General features: G+C 35.2%; 19 protein-coding genes. 6 read left to right on the plus strand and 13 right to left on the minus strand.

Going from position 1 to position 16,980, the window contains the following annotated elements:
• From BUE24_RS06675 to BUE24_RS06685, 3 genes are read right to left on the minus strand one after another with little or no spacing between them, the layout of a single operon-like run.
• Positions 1-1,473, minus strand: coding sequence for a peptidylprolyl isomerase (locus BUE24_RS06675; RefSeq protein WP_342039418.1), 1,473 nt, complete (start codon positions 1,471-1,473; stop codon positions 1-3).
• On the minus strand, positions 1,457-2,305 hold the full coding sequence (locus BUE24_RS06680; RefSeq protein WP_073315167.1) for a hypothetical protein: 849 nt from the start codon (positions 2,303-2,305) through the stop codon (positions 1,457-1,459). Before BUE24_RS06680 ends, BUE24_RS06675 begins: the two co-directional genes overlap by 17 nt.
• Before the next feature lie 3 nt (positions 2,306-2,308).
• Positions 2,309-4,264, minus strand: a complete 1,956-nt coding sequence (locus BUE24_RS06685; protein WP_073315169.1) for a peptidylprolyl isomerase — start codon at positions 4,262-4,264, stop codon at positions 2,309-2,311.
• Between the two features lie 171 nt (positions 4,265-4,435).
• Here BUE24_RS06685 and BUE24_RS06690 point away from each other — a divergent pair, with 171 nt between their 5' ends.
• The 3 genes from BUE24_RS06690 to BUE24_RS06700 all read left to right on the plus strand — a co-directional run bounded on the left by BUE24_RS06690 (position 4,436) and on the right by BUE24_RS06700 (position 5,767).
• Positions 4,436-4,885 (plus strand): SRPBCC family protein, encoded by a 450-nt coding sequence (locus BUE24_RS06690; RefSeq protein ID WP_073315171.1) that lies wholly within the window; start codon positions 4,436-4,438, stop codon positions 4,883-4,885.
• Between the two features lie 47 nt (positions 4,886-4,932).
• Positions 4,933-5,172: a hypothetical protein gene (locus BUE24_RS06695; protein ID WP_073315173.1), complete on the plus strand. Its 240-nt coding sequence runs from the start codon at positions 4,933-4,935 to the stop codon at positions 5,170-5,172.
• Between the two features lie 79 nt (positions 5,173-5,251).
• Positions 5,252-5,767 carry an OmpH/Skp family outer membrane protein gene (locus tag BUE24_RS06700; RefSeq protein WP_073315175.1) on the plus strand — a complete coding sequence of 172 codons (516 nt, stop codon included), beginning with the start codon at positions 5,252-5,254 and terminating at the stop codon, positions 5,765-5,767.
• Between the two features lie 69 nt (positions 5,768-5,836).
• Here the strand turns inward: BUE24_RS06700 and guaB are convergent, their stop codons facing one another.
• Positions 5,837-7,312 carry an IMP dehydrogenase gene (gene guaB, locus BUE24_RS06705; protein ID WP_073315176.1) on the minus strand — a complete coding sequence of 492 codons (1,476 nt, stop codon included), beginning with the start codon at positions 7,310-7,312 and terminating at the stop codon, positions 5,837-5,839.
• A gap of 315 nt (positions 7,313-7,627) precedes the next feature.
• Here guaB and BUE24_RS06710 point away from each other — a divergent pair, with 315 nt between their 5' ends.
• The 3 genes from BUE24_RS06710 (at position 7,628) to BUE24_RS06720 (ending at position 10,287) form a co-directional block, all read left to right on the plus strand.
• Complete coding sequence (locus BUE24_RS06710; RefSeq protein ID WP_073315178.1) at positions 7,628-8,410, plus strand: phosphatase PAP2 family protein; 783 nt, start codon at positions 7,628-7,630, stop codon at positions 8,408-8,410.
• A gap of 172 nt (positions 8,411-8,582) precedes the next feature.
• A complete protein-coding gene (locus BUE24_RS06715) occupies positions 8,583-8,918 on the plus strand; it encodes a hypothetical protein (protein ID WP_073315180.1) in 336 nt (111 codons plus the stop codon).
• A 292-nt stretch (positions 8,919-9,210) separates the two neighbouring features.
• Positions 9,211-10,287, plus strand: coding sequence for an acyloxyacyl hydrolase (locus BUE24_RS06720; protein WP_084549429.1), 1,077 nt, complete (start codon positions 9,211-9,213; stop codon positions 10,285-10,287).
• Between the two features lie 305 nt (positions 10,288-10,592).
• Here BUE24_RS06720 and BUE24_RS06725 read toward each other — a convergent pair whose 3' ends face one another.
• The 9 genes from BUE24_RS06725 to BUE24_RS06765 all read right to left on the minus strand — a co-directional run bounded on the left by BUE24_RS06725 (position 10,593) and on the right by BUE24_RS06765 (position 16,967).
• Positions 10,593-11,051 carry a hypothetical protein gene (locus tag BUE24_RS06725; RefSeq protein ID WP_073315184.1) on the minus strand — a complete coding sequence of 153 codons (459 nt, stop codon included), beginning with the start codon at positions 11,049-11,051 and terminating at the stop codon, positions 10,593-10,595.
• Between the two features lie 149 nt (positions 11,052-11,200).
• The gene (locus BUE24_RS06730; protein WP_073315186.1) at positions 11,201-12,493 is read right to left on the minus strand and encodes an RNA polymerase sigma factor; all 1,293 of its coding nucleotides are present in this window, start codon (positions 12,491-12,493) and stop codon (positions 11,201-11,203) included.
• A 5-nt stretch (positions 12,494-12,498) separates the two neighbouring features.
• Positions 12,499-12,840, minus strand: a complete 342-nt coding sequence (locus tag BUE24_RS06735; protein ID WP_073315188.1) for a YciI family protein — start codon at positions 12,838-12,840, stop codon at positions 12,499-12,501.
• Between the two features lie 11 nt (positions 12,841-12,851).
• Complete coding sequence (locus BUE24_RS06740) at positions 12,852-13,199, minus strand: YciI family protein (protein ID WP_073315190.1); 348 nt, start codon at positions 13,197-13,199, stop codon at positions 12,852-12,854.
• Between the two features lie 278 nt (positions 13,200-13,477).
• Positions 13,478-13,846: a lipocalin family protein gene (locus tag BUE24_RS06745; RefSeq protein WP_073315192.1), complete on the minus strand. Its 369-nt coding sequence runs from the start codon at positions 13,844-13,846 to the stop codon at positions 13,478-13,480.
• Between the two features lie 113 nt (positions 13,847-13,959).
• Positions 13,960-14,856: a PD40 domain-containing protein gene (locus BUE24_RS06750; protein WP_073315194.1), complete on the minus strand. Its 897-nt coding sequence runs from the start codon at positions 14,854-14,856 to the stop codon at positions 13,960-13,962.
• 40 nt (positions 14,857-14,896) lie between these two features.
• The gene (locus tag BUE24_RS06755) at positions 14,897-15,319 is read right to left on the minus strand and encodes a nuclear transport factor 2 family protein (protein ID WP_084549430.1); all 423 of its coding nucleotides are present in this window, start codon (positions 15,317-15,319) and stop codon (positions 14,897-14,899) included.
• A 254-nt stretch (positions 15,320-15,573) separates the two neighbouring features.
• A complete protein-coding gene (locus BUE24_RS06760) occupies positions 15,574-16,053 on the minus strand; it encodes a DUF1203 domain-containing protein (protein ID WP_073315198.1) in 480 nt (159 codons plus the stop codon).
• A gap of 77 nt (positions 16,054-16,130) precedes the next feature.
• Positions 16,131-16,967: a bifunctional helix-turn-helix domain-containing protein/methylated-DNA--[protein]-cysteine S-methyltransferase gene (locus BUE24_RS06765; RefSeq protein WP_073315200.1), complete on the minus strand. Its 837-nt coding sequence runs from the start codon at positions 16,965-16,967 to the stop codon at positions 16,131-16,133.
• Positions 16,968-16,980 lie beyond the last annotated feature (13 nt).

The following is a 16,980-nucleotide window of genomic DNA, read 5'->3' on the forward strand; positions in this document are numbered from 1 at the left end:
TTATTTTTCTTTTTTTAACCAGTTACCGCTATACTCGCAATCTCTGTAGTCGCCATTAACTTTTACATAAGTATCCATTATCTTTTCGTTTTGCCACTTTCGGATTGCATCGATTTGCTTTTTCCTAAGGGCCAATTCCTGAATTTTGAGATAATCTTTGGAATAATCGGCAATGTGCTCATCATATCTGTTAAGTACTGTAATAAGCTTGAACTTTTTTCTTCCTTGACGATCTTGATCAGGAATTACCAATGAAACATCATTAGTTTTTAATTTTGATACTTGATCGTACAATATAGGGTCAATTTTGGTAAGTTCAAAACGGGTATCCCCAGTTGTTGGATTAATTAACTGCCCCCCATCCTCTTTAGTTTCTTTCTCATCACTAAATTTTCTAGCAGCTTCCTTAAAATCAATAGTTCCAGCTACCAATACATTTCTAAGTGAATCTACCTGTTTTTTTGCATTTTCGACACTGGTCCTGGTTACTTCCGGCACCAAAAGAATGTGTCTTACATCGATCTCTTCTCCTCGAATTCTATCTACCTTTACAATATGCCAGCCAAATTCTGTCTTAAAAGGTTCACTAACTTCTTCTTCCTGTAGACTGAAAGCTACATCTTTAAACTCTTTGGCAAAACCACTTTTTCTATCCAAAGTATATTTACCTCCAGTAGATTTGGAACCCGGATCTTGAGAATATAATACTGCCTTTGTAGCAAAACTACTTCCGTTTTCTACAATATCTTCTCTAAATTGGTTCAACCGATCCACCACCTTTTGTTCTTCCTCTTCGGGTATTTCGGGTTCGATTACAATTTGAGCTAGTTCTACCTCGGTACCAAATAAAGGTCGTTCTGCTTCGGGAATTGCATCAAAAAACTCACGCACCTCTTCAGGAGTAATCTCAATATCTTCTATAATATTGGTACGCATCAACTCAGACAACCTATTGGATTTGTTGATTTCAAAAAGTTCTTTTTTGAAATCCTCCACATTGTCTTTTTTATAATATCTAATTACCTTTTCAATTGTTCCCAATTCGTTAGTCATATATGCCAATTGTTGGTCCACCATAGAATTGATCTCAGCATCTCTAACCACAATACTATCCTGTACCGCATGATGCGCATATAGTTTATTTTCGAAAAGACTTCCTGCTAATTCACAACGGCTTACATCTCCTTGAGAAACTCCTTCGCTTAACAATTGCTGATAAGCAATATCTATATCACTATCCAAGATTACGCTTTCCCCTATCACGGCAGCAACGCCATCTATTTTTGTTCTTTTGAAAGGCTCTTTAACAGGTTCTTTTACTATTTTTAAAGAATCTGTTGCAATCCCCAAACTATCCTTCGTTGCGATAGAATCTACTACCACGGTATCTGGTATAATCTCTTGAGCAAATACTCCTTCTACACCTATGATAAGGACTGTAAAATATGCTGTAATCTTAATTATAGACTTCAAATTGTTTGTTCTCAACTGCATCTCTTGTAATATCTTTTTCTATTTTCTTAACCAGCTCTAGCTTTCTCTTGTTAAGTATTATTTGTCTGATTGTAGGTTTGATATATTCGATTGGGGCTTTTTCATTTCGTTTCAATACATCTTCAATCTTAATCATAAAAACTCCTGTAGAGTCCCTAAGTTGCATGTATTTTCCACTTTTTAGTATTTTATTTTTATCTTGTTTTTTAAGAATAGGTATCTTGTTTAATAACTGATCCAAACGCACCCAAGTCGAATCATTTAGAGAAAACCCTAAATATTCGACCTGTTTGGTCACTAGTTCTTCTATATCCTCTTCATTAAAACGATTTAATTGTCGCTTCGTTGCAACAATATTTCCATAATCAGGAGGCAAATGTAAGTAACGTAATTGTACTAACTCCTCATTAAGATTAAAATTTTCTAAATTTTGGTTATAATAGGCGATCAAATCCTCTTCGGTAATCTCCATATTTATAGATTTATTAATCACAGCATTCTTATAAGCATTGATGTATAATGTACTTTGATAACTTTCCACCAGCTCATCAAATTCTTTAAGTTCTGCCTCGGTAAGATTTCTCTTGGCTTGATCTATAAAAAGTTGTCGAGTAGCCCAGGAATTGATATAATTTTGTACAATGTTAACACTATCCTGTTTTGGAGTATTGCCCGGCACTAGAGAAGCAATATCCTCTTTGTACAAATAGGTTTCATTAACTCTGGCAACCGCTTCTTTCTGTAGTTGATTTCCAAATTTTTGACAGGAAATCATCCCCAATATTACTAATGAAAATATGAAATATCTCATGAATTATTTTAACAACTCCTTTTTTACTTTTTTCAATACCCTGGTATCCACTTTAACGGGATATTTTGTTCGTAACTCCGCTAGCCAGTCTTTTTCCATGTTCTCCTGAAAATCATTAATCACTTCTCCCTTGATTTCTTCAAATTTCCTAACTCTTGAAGATACTACTTCTTTTACCATTATCAAAGTGATAAAATTCCCTTCATTGGTGATTGTAATCCCATCTTTTTTCCCTACAAAACCTTTAGGAAAAGTATGTTCTCCCTTGATAAGATCTTCTTCTGAAAAAAGCACTATAACTGCATCACCTGTATTTACCTTCCTTTTAATTTCTTCCAGAGGTTTTTGCTGTTTTAATAGATCCTTTACTTGTTCTATCGCATCTTTTCTGGTAGAAGATGCCTTTATAATTTTATAGGTTTCTGCCTGGACATATTCATCTTTTCTAGTATTGTAGAATTGTCGTAGACCCGCACTATCAGTTTTTGCCACATTCCATATTTTGGTTTCCATCAAATCAAACAACAACAGTCCGTCTTTATACTCATTGAAAACAGTAGCAAAATCAGCATTATCGTCTTCCAGATGTTCATCATAATATTCTAATAATGTCGTAGACTCGAATTGAGTAAACATTTCTTCTACAAAAGTATCTCCATCTACCCTTATTCCAGCTCTCAATCTTTTATTCATCAAAAACTCAGCAAAATCCTGATATGTTATTTTTTGATCTTTTAACGAAAAAAGTTCTTTATTTAAATCCTCATTTTCTTCAATTACCCACTCCTGATTGGAAATGGTATCAGGAATAATCTGTTTGAAATATTGCAACGCATTTTCGTTACGTGCTATTTCATACTTTTCTTTTAGAGAATTCATAAAAGACGTAGTTACCAATTTGGATCTACTATCTCTTTTTACTTTACTGGTTAATTCTGCTTTTTGTTCTTCGAAAGATTTTGGAGGATGCTTTTCTATTAACTTAATAATATGCCAACCATATTTGGTTTGTATGGGCTGAGACAGTTCATCTTTTTCCTGAAGAGCAAAAGCTGTTTTCTCAAATTTCTCAGAGTTTAACACCCCTTGACCAAAACGTCTTATTTTCCCTCCATCAATAGCTGTACTTGGGTCGTCACTATATTCTTTGGCCAAAGAAGCAAAAGATACTCCTTGATTAAGTTGCTGATTAATTTCTTCAATTCTGGTTTTAGCCTGATCCTCTGTTCTTTTTTCATTAGTAGCAACCATAATATGGGCCACTGTGACCTCTCCCAGGCTTTTCTCGCGATTGTTCACCTTTACGATATGATATCCAAATCTTGTTCTAAAAGGTTGAGAAATATCTCCTATTTTGGTCTTAAACGCTTCATTTTCGAAAGGATACACCATTCTAAATACAGAAAACCATCCTAAATCACCTCCATTTTTGGCTGCAGAAGGATCCTCGCTATAGCTCTTTGCTGTTTCTCCAAAATTTGCTCCATCAATGACTTTATTTCTGGCTTCGATGATTTTATTGTAAGCTTTGAGCGTATCTTGTGGAGAAGCAGTGGGTTTCACCATAGTCAAAATATGACTTGCATTTATACGTTCTAAAGATCTATCATATGCCTCCTTAATTAAAGCATCAGAAGTTCTTGTGTCGGTAAGGTAACCCGAAGCTAGCTGTTTTCTGTACCCTGATAATTCTTTCTGATATTCTTTTTTTTGATCCAAACCTAAAGTCTTTGCTTCCTTAAGTTTCAACTTATAGTTCACGAACAAATCAAGATACTCATCTATATTTTTTTGCGAATCATCCTTTACCAGATCAATATTTTTGAGGTATACCTTTTTAAATTCTGAAATGTAAACTGGTGTACCATCAACGGTAAGTAGTACTTCTTCTTTCTTCTGAGCATTAGCAAACCCAAAAAAAAGTAATCCTAAAAAAAAGACAAATGACTTTGTGTGCATGATTGATTTGTGATAAAGTCCTTAAACTGGACAAAAATAACAATATTAAGATGTTTTACAAGCTACAACATTTAACGAAGAGATTCCTTCAAATCGTATTTTCTTTTAATTTTTTTTGTCTTCTCCGTATATTGTATCCGCTTAACGACCTAACAAACAAAAAAACACAATATGGAGTATACCCTCGATATCGAAATCGCTCTGCCTAGAGATGAAGTTATTCAAAAATTCGACAGTGAAGAAAACCTAAAACATTGGCAAAAAGGTTTGATAAGTATGGAACATTTAAACGGTGAAAAAGGTAAAACCGGTGCTACTTCTAAACTTACCTATAAAATGGGAAAACGCGAATTAGAAATGATTGAAACAATTACTCTTGTTGACCTTCCAGAAGCACTTCATCTTACTTTTGACGCCAAGAATGTATACAATATCCAGGAAAATTATTTTGAAGAGCTCGCCAATGGACATACCAAATGGATCTCTAAAAACGAATTTAAGTTTAGCGGTTTCATGAAACTTATGGGATTTTTAATGCCTGGAGCGTTCAAAAAACAGTCTTACCTGTATATGCAAGCTTTTAAAGCTTTTGCCGAAGACGGAAAAAGTGTTTTGGATTAAATACAAGCTTCAATTCGTATCTATGTTTAACTAACCTTCGCTATCATTTGGAAAGAAAATTGAAATTAATCTGGGATTTTAGAGGACCTGCTGCCAGCAAAACAGCTCAACATCATGAAATCCATCTTAAGGAGTTCATCGCTGCAGAAAAATTAACATTAAATATTACTGGTTTTGAAGAACTTACCGACATGCATAGTCTTGCTTTTATGGTAGTTCCAGAGTCCGAAATGAAAAAGGTTCGTGATCTGTTAAAACCGCATCGCGGACAAGTTTATTCTGAATAATTTGTAAAAATATCGGGATTGGTACGGATATTGTCTAAGACCTTATATATTTGCAAAAATATAAAAATCAGAAAACAACATGAAAAAGATATTCCTAACCATTTTTGTTTTAGTAGTAAGTCTTCAACTTAGTGCTCAGTCGAAAACAGGAACCATTGACACCGAATTCGTTCTTTCTAAAATGCCTGAGCTTACAAAGGTTCAAGAAGACCTAAAAGCGTATAACAAAAAATTAGAAGATGAATTAAAAGTAAAAGTTGAAGGTTATCAAGCCAAAGTAAAAGACTATCAAGATAACGTAGCTTCATTTACGGAACCTATGAAAAAAACCAAACAAGAAGAAATTCTTGCCATGGAAAGCGATATCGCAAAGTTTAGACAAAACGGTTCTCAGTTGGTACAACTAGAACAAAACAAATTATTACAACCACTTTACACAAAAATCGGAAAAGCTCTTGAGGAAATCGCAAAAGCAGAATCTTATACTCAAGTATTTACGATAACATCAAGTGGTTTGGCATATATCGATCCAAATTATGACTTGACTAGAAAGGTAATGACGAAGTTAGGTATCAAAATCGAAGAAGGTAAATAAGCCATTGCTAATTACGACATAAAAAAACCTGCTTAGTAGCAGGTTTTTTTATACGATTATTTCAACTAATTATCTTCTACTATAATTTGGCGCTTCTTTGGTAATTGTTACGTCATGCGGGTGACTTTCATGAATACCACTTGCTGTAATTTTTATAAAGCGACCACTACTTTGTAAAGTTGCAATATCTTTGGATCCGCAATATCCCATACCTGCTCGTAAACCTCCAACAAATTGGTGAATACTTTCTGAAAGATCTCCTTTGTAAGCTACACGACCAACAATACCTTCTGGAACTAATTTTTTGATATCGTCTTCCACATCCTGAAAATATCGATCTTTAGATCCTTTTTTCATAGCCTCTACAGATCCCATACCGCGATATGTTTTATACTTTCTACCTTCATAAATCACGGTTTCTCCAGGAGATTCTTTAGTACCAGCCAATAACGATCCCAACATCACTGTATCTGCTCCAGCTGCTATAGCTTTAGGAATATCTCCCGTGTAGCGTATACCCCCATCGGCAATTACAGGTACTCCTGATCCTTTAATTGCATGTGCAACTTCTAGCACAGCCGAAAATTGTGGAAAACCAACTCCAGCTACAACACGGGTTGTACAAATAGATCCAGGACCAATTCCTACTTTTACAGCATCAGCTCCTGCTTCTACCAAATACTTTGCTGCTTCAGCTGTGGCAATATTCCCCACTATGACATCAAGATCGGGGAATTTTGCTTTCACATCTTTTAAAACCGAAACCACTCCTTTGGTATGTCCATGTGCCGTATCGATAACAACCGCATCCACTCCTGATTGTACTAGCGCCTCGGCTCTATCTACTGCATCTCCGGTAACTCCTATGGCCGCCGCCACTCTTAACCTTCCCAAAGCATCTTTGTTAGCCATTGGATTCAGGGTTAACTTGGTGATATCTCTAAATGTGATTAAACCTACCAATTTATAGTTCCCATCAACAACTGGTAACTTTTCAATTTTATTATTCTGAAGAATTACTTCTGCTTCTTGCAGAGAGGTCCCTTCTCCAACCGTAACCAAGTTCTCACTTGTCATCACTTCAGAAATTGGTCTTTCATCATTTTTTTCGAAACGAAGATCCCTGTTGGTAACTATGCCGATAAGTGTATTCTCATCATCTACGATAGGAATACCTCCAATACTATGCTCACGCATGTTGTTTTTGGCATCGATCACTTTTGCATCCCTTGGTAAGGTAACCGGATCGATAATCATTCCGCTCTCAGCACGTTTTACCTTTCTAACCTTGATCGCTTGTTCTTCGATCGTCATGTTCTTGTGCAGAACACCGATCCCTCCTTCTTGCGCCATGGCAATCGCCATACTGCTTTCGGTAACCGTATCCATTGCTGCGGAAACGATAGGAACGTTAAGCGTAATGTTTCTGGTAAATTTTGTTTGAATACTTACTTCTCTTGGAAGCACCTCAGAAAAGGCAGGGACTAAAAGTACGTCGTCGTAGGTAAGGCCTTCTCCAAGTATTTTGGACTCATGTGCTGTCATCGCAATTAAAATTTAATTGCGTGCAAATATACGTTTTTTTAAAGAATACTTCATGTTATCCTTATGTTATTTTTTTACAAGATTTTGAAAACCCCTAACAAGTTTTTGACCTTATCTAAAGAATATCCACATTTCAGCATAAGGCAATAACAAACATCGTTAAAAAACATTATTTATCGACAAAAAGCGAAATTTTATCAAAAAAAGTTAATTATTTATTAACAAAAACTAATTTATTAACATTTTTTTAATACAAAACTTGTATATTTCTGTTGATAATTGATCACACTGCGTAAGTCCCCAAAATGAATCGCTATGAAAAAAATTATATCCCTATGGCTTGTATGCCTTTGTTGTCATACTTCTATTGCCCAATTGACTCCCAAATCAGAACAGAAAAATGATTTTACGAAGTATTACCAAACCGAACAATCAGTAAAGAAAAGGAAACTTACTGGAAGGCTAGTTCCCATTGCATTAATAACCACTGGAGTCTTATTGTCTACCAACGATTTTGAACAATCTTTACAAAAAGATTTGCGAAGTTCAATCGGTAATGATTTCAATACCAAAATAGATGATTATACCAGGTATATCCCTGTATTACAAATGTATACTGCAGACATTTTGGGAGTTAAGGCTCAAAATCATTGGTTTGACCAAACAAAGATTTTGATTTTATCTTCTTTATTGAGTAATGGTACTTCTACTCTTCTGAAAAAAGAAATTTATAAAAAAAGACCTGGAGATTACGCAGAGAACTCCACACATGCAAACTCCTTCCCATCTGGACATACCACCACTGCCTTTACTACCGCTAGCGTTTTGTATGAAGAGTTCAAAGATACAAGCCCGGCTTTAGCATATAGTGGATACGCTTTTGCAGTGATGACCGGAGCTTTACGAATGATGAACAATGCACATTACCTATCCGATGTATTGGTAGGTGCTGGAATTGGTATTTTGGCAACCAAAGTAGTGTACCATTTTGAATACTTATTCGATTGGAATCCATTTAAAAACTTAAAGGGAGTAGCATTTGCTCCTCAATACAACGATAGTTATGGTTTAGGTTTTTACTTTACCAAAGTGTTTTAATCACAGAATTCTTAAAAATATTCAAATAACCCATAGAAAAGGGAAATACCCCCTGGTCAGAATCCGTGTTTTCCCTCTACCGCGTAAAAGCTATATCCAATAACTTTGGAACAAATATTGATAATACCAATAAAACAAACAATCATTAATTCTTAAAAAAGCAATACCAAAAATGGTTTTTACACACAAAATAGAAAGCTATAACATTAAGATTATTAGCAACTATGCAGAAGGTGGAGGTTACCAAATGGGGTATGTATACTTGTATGGGGAAAATTCAAAGTATTTAGGTTGCCTGGGGATTATCAAAAATGATAAGGCACTTCCTAAAAACAAACTGAAAGCAGACAAAACGTTTTCGGTGTATTTTCACGAATCAGGTTTACAAACTATACTGAATACCTTCAAACAACAAAATCCTATTTTTATTCAATTTGATTCCAGGTCGCTACTGGCTTCATTGATGGTAGGAAAATACGAAGAGAACGGTAATGATATTGCCGCTTAGAATAAAAAGGCCTTTACCATAAAGTAAAGTCTTCACTCTCAATTAACACATGGGCCAACCGTAAAAGAGAGTACTAAAAAATATTAATTGTGAAAAATGTAATTGGTCACAATACGGTAACAGTGGAAGTGTTTTAATTACGGACTTTTCGAATTGATTGAGGTCTTTTTATCTTTTTTCCTTGTTTCTACCTAGGAAAAAACTCGATCTCGGGCATATTTATCATTTTATTACCTGATTAATTTTATCGCCACCTAAATTTTAAGTACCTTATTTGTACATATATAGAGGTATGCTTAGAATTATTATACTCTGCATCATATTGGGGACTTATAGCATTGTGAATGCCCAATCGGACTTAAAATTTTATGGTGTAAAATCACACTACGGTTTTATTATTGCTCATACTCCAGACCTAAAACCTATATCTCAAACCAACCCGTTTGGATTACAAATTGAAATAAGTAAGCTCAAAACCAGTGATAAAGCCTGGAAAACTTGTTTCTGCTATGGAAAAACGGGTTTTGCTTTTGCGTATTTCAACTATGCAAATCCTGATGTATTGGGGAATTCATATAACCTTATCTATTTTGTAGAACCTTATTTTATTTATCAAGGACCATTAAAATTCTCTCTTAGAGGATCTATCGGTGCAACATATCTGGATACTATTTTTGATGAAGAAACCAATCCAGACAATCTACTTTTTAGTACCAATTTGAGTTTTTATCTGGCCTTATCGCTCAATCTAAATTATCATTTCAATAATGGTTATGCCATCAATCTTACTGCAAATTACAACCACATCTCGAATGGAGGGCAAAAACAACCTAATAAAGGGATGAACTTCCCCACACTATCCCTTGGTGTTGACAAGGTGATCGGTGATTACAAACTAACTCCTAAGCCAGATGAACTAAAAAAATATTCGACCTCCTGGAACTACTACCTTGGTGGTTTTGCTAGTTTAAGATCTTCTGATCGTGAAGCCGAGGCATCCAATCATCCATTATTCGGAGTACTGGGAGGAGCCCTCAAACCTTTATCCCGAATAAATGGCTTCAATCTGGGAGCAGAACTATGGTATGATTGGTCTGATGAAAAGCGAGCAGAAAACGAAGGAATAAATGAATCCGCTTTTTCTTCAGCGATTACGGCAGGTCATCATTTTTCTGTAGGCAACTTCTATTTTCTTCAACAGTTTGGGATCTATATTACCCATCCCGAAACATTACAACCCAATGATGTATATCAGCGCTATTCTTTTTGGTATCGTATTGCAAATCGATGGACTATAGGTGCTTCTTTGATTGCCTACGGAAGAGTAGCAGATCATATGGATGGTAGATTGATCTACATCCTCGAATAAAACATGAATTAAAACATATCATTTTAAATCCAAGAAAACAAAACGCTTCACAACCATCTAATAATCAAATGTTTAAAAGTTTGGCACAGCTATTGATTTATATAAACCAAATAATACAAACAATTAAAATTAATAGTGTATGAAAACTTTAAACTTTACATTCGGATTGGACTTTAAACCATTTATTAACTTTTTAAAAGAACTTCCAGCATCTTGTAGTTACGCAATTCACAGGTAATGGAAACAAAACGCAATAACTAAGGACGGTTACACTGAATAAGCAGTACGTGTAGCCGTCATTTTTTTTAGCCCTCCAAACATTTCCCATATTCGCAATCTTCAGCGAGACCTTTTGAATAACTCACCTTTGAGACAATATCCATAATGAGATATACTTTATTTTTTACAAGAACAGAAACATAGTCTGGTTGCCAATGTATCGAAATATGTTTTTTTCTAATGTTTTTTATATATCCAAACGAATTAACTATTGAAGAAGGCAACAAAGTATCCGCAACCGGTTTTTCTTGTATAGAAGCATCATTTTTTTTGGGATTAATTACAGTGCACAGAAAGCCTTTAAAGTCAATTCCTCCTTTGTCTGATCGCAATAAATACACCCAAACATTATACTCATTTTCTTCGATCATTATAGTTCTCCCAGTAGCATTATCTGTAGAGGTAATAAAAATAGTATCCTGATGATTTCTGGATCCATTGATCAAAAACCACTCCCTAAAAAAGGATGACAACAATTTCTTCATTAAATATATTACTTAGTGCTATTTAAACATGGCCATTCCCCATCAACCATATTTTTAGTAAAACGTAGCTAAGCAACGAACATACTTAAATATTCAATACAGAAACTACGGGTTCCCGTAACCTGCATTTATTTTTATCAACATCCCTTTTATTTCGATTGAATTGACTTCATCATTTCTTGAATTTTGCCTTCGAGTAGTTGTTTTTCTTGCTTGGATCCGGTCAAAGCAATGGCATTTTCAAAATGGGCGATTGCCTTGTCTAATTGCTGTAGTCTTTTATTAATCTCTCCCAAAGATGCATGATAAAGGTAATACCCTTGTAATTGTTTTTCGTTTTTGATATGATCAATCGCTTCCAATGCTTCTAGTGGCCCGTAGAGTTCAAGAATAACCAAGGCTCGATTTAGAAATACAACGGGATCAAAAGCCAGTTTCAGAAGAATATCGTAATACTCTAAGATCTTTTTCCAATTGGTGTTTTCGTATTGTCTGGCACTACAATGTTCGTAGGCTATTGCTGCTTCCAGATGATAGGTAGACAACTGATTTCCAAAAGATGCTTTATTCATATACAATTTCCCAGAGTCGATCAAAGATGGGTCCCAAAGTTTTCGATCCTGTTTATCCAAAAGAATCAACTCTCCGTTGCTCCCTAAACGACTATCTACTCTTGCTGCATGAAAACACATCAGTGCCATCAACGCATATACTTGTGGTAGTGCTGTTCTTTCTTCAGAAAATAGAGAGCGGCATAATAACATGGCTTGACCAATTAAATCTTTTCGAATGAGGTCATTAGAATGTGTAGAATTATATCCCTCGTTAAACATCAAATAAATGGCGCTCAACACCGTATTGGTTCGTAAAACAATCTGATCTGGTTTGGGTATTTGGGGTTTAATCTTATGTTTCCTGAAGTACTCTTTGGTACGATACAAACGTTTTGAAACGGTATCTTCACCAGTCAAAAAAGCTTTTGCCACTTCTTTGGTACTGAATCCACACAAAGATTTAAGAATAAAGGTAATTTGGTTTTCTGGAGAAATATTTGGGTGACAACAGGCAAACATCATCGCCAGGAAATCATCTTTTATACTATCTTCTTGCCAATAGGTATCCATAGTCGCGCCCAAGGTATAATTAGATGTTAACAATTGCCGCTGAGGATCCGAAAAATCAATAACCCGACTATGTTTATTTCGTCGGATGACATCGATTGCTCTATTCTTTGCCGTACGATACAACCACGCACTTGGGTTATCTGGAAGTCCTCTATATTTCCAGGTCTCTAATGCCTTTAGCAAAGCATCTTGTACCACATCCTCGGCCAGTTCTATATTTTCTGTTCCAAAGATCTTGATCAAAACAGCAACCATCTTTCCAGATTCTTTTCTGAAAAGATGGTTTACCGTAGCTTCTATGTTATTGTAATTCTCCAAATGAATTACATCGGGCTTATTTCCCGAACTTCTACACTACAGTTATAAGTAATGCTAGGACAGTTTTTAGCAATTTCGGTGGCACTGTCTAATGATTCGGCTTTGATCAATAGATATCCGCCTACAAGCTCCTTACCTTCAGCAAGAGGGCGATCAATCACTTTTTTACCAAAATCCAACAAGGTTTTCCCTTCATTCATCAAAGGTTGACCTCCTAGCAATTTTTCTTCCTTTGCCAAGGTATTCATCCAATCTTGCCAATCCTCCATATGTTGTTGCATTTCTTCCGGAGAATTCTGGGCATACAATTCTTGCCCTCCTCTTATAATTAATAAAAAATCACTCATAGCAAAATGGTTTAATGTTCTGGCCACACTTCGCGCACTTCAACTCCAGAAGCATCCCAACGAAAACCTGGACATCCTTTGGCCATTTCTGTTGCTTCTTCGATGGAATCTGCTTTTATCCTTAGATACCCTCCAACAAGTTCTTTACCTTCGGTTAAAGGGCGATCAATGATACTTGTTCCTTTATTTATCACTGTTTTTCCTTGAGTTCGCAATCTTTCTCCACTTACGAATTTACCCTGTTCTGCAATTTCGCCGATCCATTGCTGCCAGTGCTGCATGTGTTCTTGTTGTTCTTCTGGAGATTTGGTATCCCATACTTCATCTCCTCCTCTAAAGAGAAACATAAATTCTTTCATGTGTTTGTTTTTTTAATGGTTTATATTTTTTTTACACCATTATGACGAACATCGATCTTTTATTTGGACAATATTTAGAAAAAAAATAAAAATTAGCTCTCCTGCATTATTTTTCTATGAGCAGATATGCTATATAGAGATGGCCTTTATTGGGTGTGCCCATATCATCGAAAAAGGAATATCAGATTGCTCAATCAACGTCATTTTTACCCCAAACGGACCATTATAAAAATAGTACTTTAGTATTCTAGATGCATCAGTAGTTAAGAACAATATCACTAATGCCCTCTATATCTAGTGTACGGTAGTTTCATGTTATCCATGGTTAACACAAGTACATCTTGGTTAAGCATAAATTCTATACACATTTCTGCACCATTTTGTTTTTCAGAAGCTTTTAAACAGAGTTTATCATTTTTTACAGACCAGAATCTTTTCATTGGCTCTCCTATAGACTTTTCTGTTGCTGTTCCATCTGAGTTTAATTCTATATAGGTCTCATCATCTCCATCCATCATCCACTTCCCTACCAATTCTTCCGGGTTTTCCTGATCAAAGGATAATATCTTGCTATCGGTCGTGCTCGCATTAGCGAAATGCAATGTAAAAAACATCAATACCCCTAAAAAAACAACATTAACTTTCATAAGCTCCGAATTTAATCCAGTTTAAATTTAATATTTTTTAACGTATCCTCATCTATACTTTTTAATATCTTTTCACAATTCTTTAAGAAATATCTATTCGCATAACTTACTTTTTATCTGTAACTATCCAAAATTTTAGCATCTACCCAATAAATATCTCTATTACTGGTGTAAAACAAGTACTTACCATCATTACTCACAAAAGGACAAAGCTCATGATTTTTGGTATTTATGGATGCTCCCATATTTTTAGCTTTTGTCCAACTGCCATCTTCTTGCTTAAAACTTATGTACAAGTCTCCTCTACCTAAGCCGTCTTTTCTAGTAGCACAAAAAATAACATACGACTCATCTAAAGCTACAAAAACATCCGCCTCGTATGCTTTGGTATTGATGGCGGTACTCAACTTTATCGGTTTTTGAAATTCATTGTTGCGATAAGTCGCACTATAAATATCAAAATTGTGTCCCTCATCCTGGGTAGTATTTTTATTAGAACTAAAATACATCGTTCCCTCAGCAGTAAACGATATATAGTATTCGTTGGATTGAGTATTGATATTTGGTCCTGCATTAATAGGTGACGACCAACCATCCTTTTCCCGAACAGAATACCAAATATCATAATCTTTACCCTCTCCTTTTCCATTTAATGGCCGATTAGAAATATAATAAAGTCTGTTTTCGTCTGGAGATAAAAAGGGATCATTAAAACCGTAAACCTCGTGTGCAACTATTATTTTTGGAGTAGTCCAAGAGTCTTTTTCCTTTCGAGTATATCTAATTTCTGCCCTATTTCCCGTGTCTACACCATAAAAAAATTCTTCTGCATTCTTTGAAAACACAGAACCAAATTCATATTCGTCTTCATTAGAAATAATTCCCGGAGCAAAAATTTCTGGAGTTGTTCCTGGCGCCTTCTGTTTTAGATATGTTCCATTATTTTGTGAATATGCGTAGTCTGTTGCCACTAGTAAAAGTGCAATCCAAAGGTATTGTCTAAAAATCATTGATGTTGTTTCTTAAAAATTGGATAAATACTTGATAGTTCTACTTAGAGGCTAAGTCTTGTGTTTTCTTATAAAAAATCTTGTTCACGATTTTCCATTCTCCATTGATCTTTAGTAGATTCATATAATCAATGAAGGTAAAATTTGGGTATTCAATTTCTAATTTTGCATTGGCAGCATGTCCAGACACATTGATATAATCAATTCTTGTTTTTCTGTTTTGTTTAGGACCAGGTTTCATTTTTCCAAAAAACTCCAGTGCATTCACTTCTTTGTATTCGTCTCCTATAAATTTCATAGTAGCCGTTTCATGAAATGCCTTTTTTAGGGTCTCAAAATCATTGTTGGTACCTCCATCCAGATAATAACGTACAGTTTTTTCTACAAGAGCGTAGTCCGATTCTTGTGCCTGGCAAAACGCAATAGCCATACACATTGCTAATAAAGTGATTGTTCGTTTCATTTTGATGATTTGTTATATTAATAAGAATTAGGTGATGCTCTAAAGTAGAAAAACAATTTGGATACTTCTCATAAAAAAAACTTAATCCTTTTTGCAACTGACTAAAAATGAAAAAATTAAAAAAATGACCTTTAAAGGGTAGGGTTATTCTTTTTTGAAACGTTACACTATAAAATGCTCGTGGATTACCTCTAAAGCTACATGGCAAAAAGGGAACGCTGTTTTATGTGTTCCCTTTTTTATTAATATTCACTTTATGCCCTTTCGATTTTACAGATGTAACAACCTGCCTCGGCATTTCTGGCATGTAGATACGATACTTCTTTGTGCTCTTCAAAGATTTGCGAAATTAATATATCCACATCATCATCCTTGACCAATTGCGTAAATACCATTTTTTGATCTTCATTATATCCAATCAGTGTCAATGGAAAATTTTTGGTATCTGCCTTAATCTCTGGAGGGAAAACATGGATATTTTGATACGGTGCTACTTCTTCTTTATGAATAAAAATAGGTCCCGGTTGGTCAAATGCATTAGCAATTTCAAACGGACTATGTCTCAGCAATAGTCTTTTGTCCTTCCCCGGTTCAAAAGGTTTTAATGAAAATCGGCAAGGACCATATCCACTTGCAAGTTGTTCAACAACGGGATAGCCATACGCATCTATTTTGGTAGCTTTAATTCTCGAAACATACTCTTTTGATAATGGCACAATTCTAAATGTATTCATCGTTTTGATTTTAAAGTTCTGCTACAAAGATGAACTTTAACGATCTCGTATACCACCCGAATATTGCTCAATGTATGCTACACATTGGCGGCCTCCCAGCCGATAATTGCCGTTTTCCTAACAGTTCCCCAATGGTATTGTCCAAAATCTCCAGATGCTCTAATCACTCGATGACAAGGGATTAAAAAAGCCACTGGGTTTTGTCCGATCGCAGTCCCAACAGCTCTTACGGCTCCTGGATTATCAATATGATTAGCGACATCGCTATACGTTGCTAAACCTCCTTTAGGGATTTTAAGCAGTGTACTCCATACTTTAATTTGAAAATCAGTAGCTTTTAAATGAAGTTTTATCTGGTCCTGTTGTTTCCAATCTTTGGTAAAAATATGTAGTGCATTTTCTTGTATAGGATCTGTAGTTTGGTTGAATTGTGCTCTACAAAACCTTTTCTGTAATACAACAAATCCTTCATCTCGATCTTCAGTAAATGCCATATGGCAAATTCCTTTGCTTGTAGATCCCACCAGAATGGTCCCGAAATTAGTATCGTAAAAATTATAGTTGACTTCTAGATTTTGACCTTCATTTTTATATTCTCCTGGGGTCATCCCTTCGATGTTGATAAACATATCGTGTAATCTTCCTGTTCCGGAAAGTCCTGTCTCAAAAGCCGTATCGAACAATGTTGACGCATTATTTTTTAGCACTTGCTTTGCGTACTCGATGCTTATGAACTGCAGAAATTTTTTAGGGCTTACTCCAACCCATTCTGTAAATAGTCTTTGGAAATGAAATGGACTCAGATGTACCTTACTCGCAATTTCATCCAAATCGGGTTGTTGCTTAAAGTTTTCTTTTATATACCTAATCGCCTCCGCTATACGGTTGTAATTAATACTATTTTGTAGTGTCATTTTTTTCTATTTG

The organism is Aquimarina spongiae (assembly GCF_900141785.1).
Lineage (GTDB): Bacteria > Bacteroidota > Bacteroidia > Flavobacteriales > Flavobacteriaceae > Aquimarina > Aquimarina spongiae.

Bases quoted from the DNA above. Each gene is read 5' to 3' on its own strand.
- BUE24_RS06710 (WP_073315178.1), top strand. From the start codon at position 7,628: ATGAAAAAAATTATATCCCTATGGCTTGTATGCCTTTGTTGTCATACT.
- BUE24_RS06750 (WP_073315194.1), bottom strand. From the start codon at position 14,856: ATGATTTTTAGACAATACCTTTGGATTGCACTTTTACTAGTGGCAACA.
- BUE24_RS06745 (WP_073315192.1), bottom strand. From the start codon at position 13,846: ATGAAAGTTAATGTTGTTTTTTTAGGGGTATTGATGTTTTTTACATTG.
- BUE24_RS06765 (WP_073315200.1), bottom strand. From the start codon at position 16,967: ATGACACTACAAAATAGTATTAATTACAACCGTATAGCGGAGGCGATT.
- BUE24_RS06715 (WP_073315180.1), top strand. From the start codon at position 8,583: ATGGTTTTTACACACAAAATAGAAAGCTATAACATTAAGATTATTAGC.
- BUE24_RS06720 (WP_084549429.1), top strand. From the start codon at position 9,211: ATGCTTAGAATTATTATACTCTGCATCATATTGGGGACTTATAGCATT.
- BUE24_RS06700 (WP_073315175.1), top strand. From the start codon at position 5,252: ATGAAAAAGATATTCCTAACCATTTTTGTTTTAGTAGTAAGTCTTCAA.
- BUE24_RS06755 (WP_084549430.1), bottom strand. From the start codon at position 15,319: ATGAAACGAACAATCACTTTATTAGCAATGTGTATGGCTATTGCGTTT.
- BUE24_RS06680 (WP_073315167.1), bottom strand. From the start codon at position 2,305: ATGAGATATTTCATATTTTCATTAGTAATATTGGGGATGATTTCCTGT.
- BUE24_RS06760 (WP_073315198.1), bottom strand. From the start codon at position 16,053: ATGAATACATTTAGAATTGTGCCATTATCAAAAGAGTATGTTTCGAGA.
- BUE24_RS06740 (WP_073315190.1), bottom strand. From the start codon at position 13,199: ATGAAAGAATTTATGTTTCTCTTTAGAGGAGGAGATGAAGTATGGGAT.
- guaB (WP_073315176.1), bottom strand. From the start codon at position 7,312: ATGACAGCACATGAGTCCAAAATACTTGGAGAAGGCCTTACCTACGAC.
- BUE24_RS06735 (WP_073315188.1), bottom strand. From the start codon at position 12,840: ATGAGTGATTTTTTATTAATTATAAGAGGAGGGCAAGAATTGTATGCC.
- BUE24_RS06690 (WP_073315171.1), top strand. From the start codon at position 4,436: ATGGAGTATACCCTCGATATCGAAATCGCTCTGCCTAGAGATGAAGTT.
- BUE24_RS06685 (WP_073315169.1), bottom strand. From the start codon at position 4,264: ATGCACACAAAGTCATTTGTCTTTTTTTTAGGATTACTTTTTTTTGGG.
- BUE24_RS06725 (WP_073315184.1), bottom strand. From the start codon at position 11,051: ATGAAGAAATTGTTGTCATCCTTTTTTAGGGAGTGGTTTTTGATCAAT.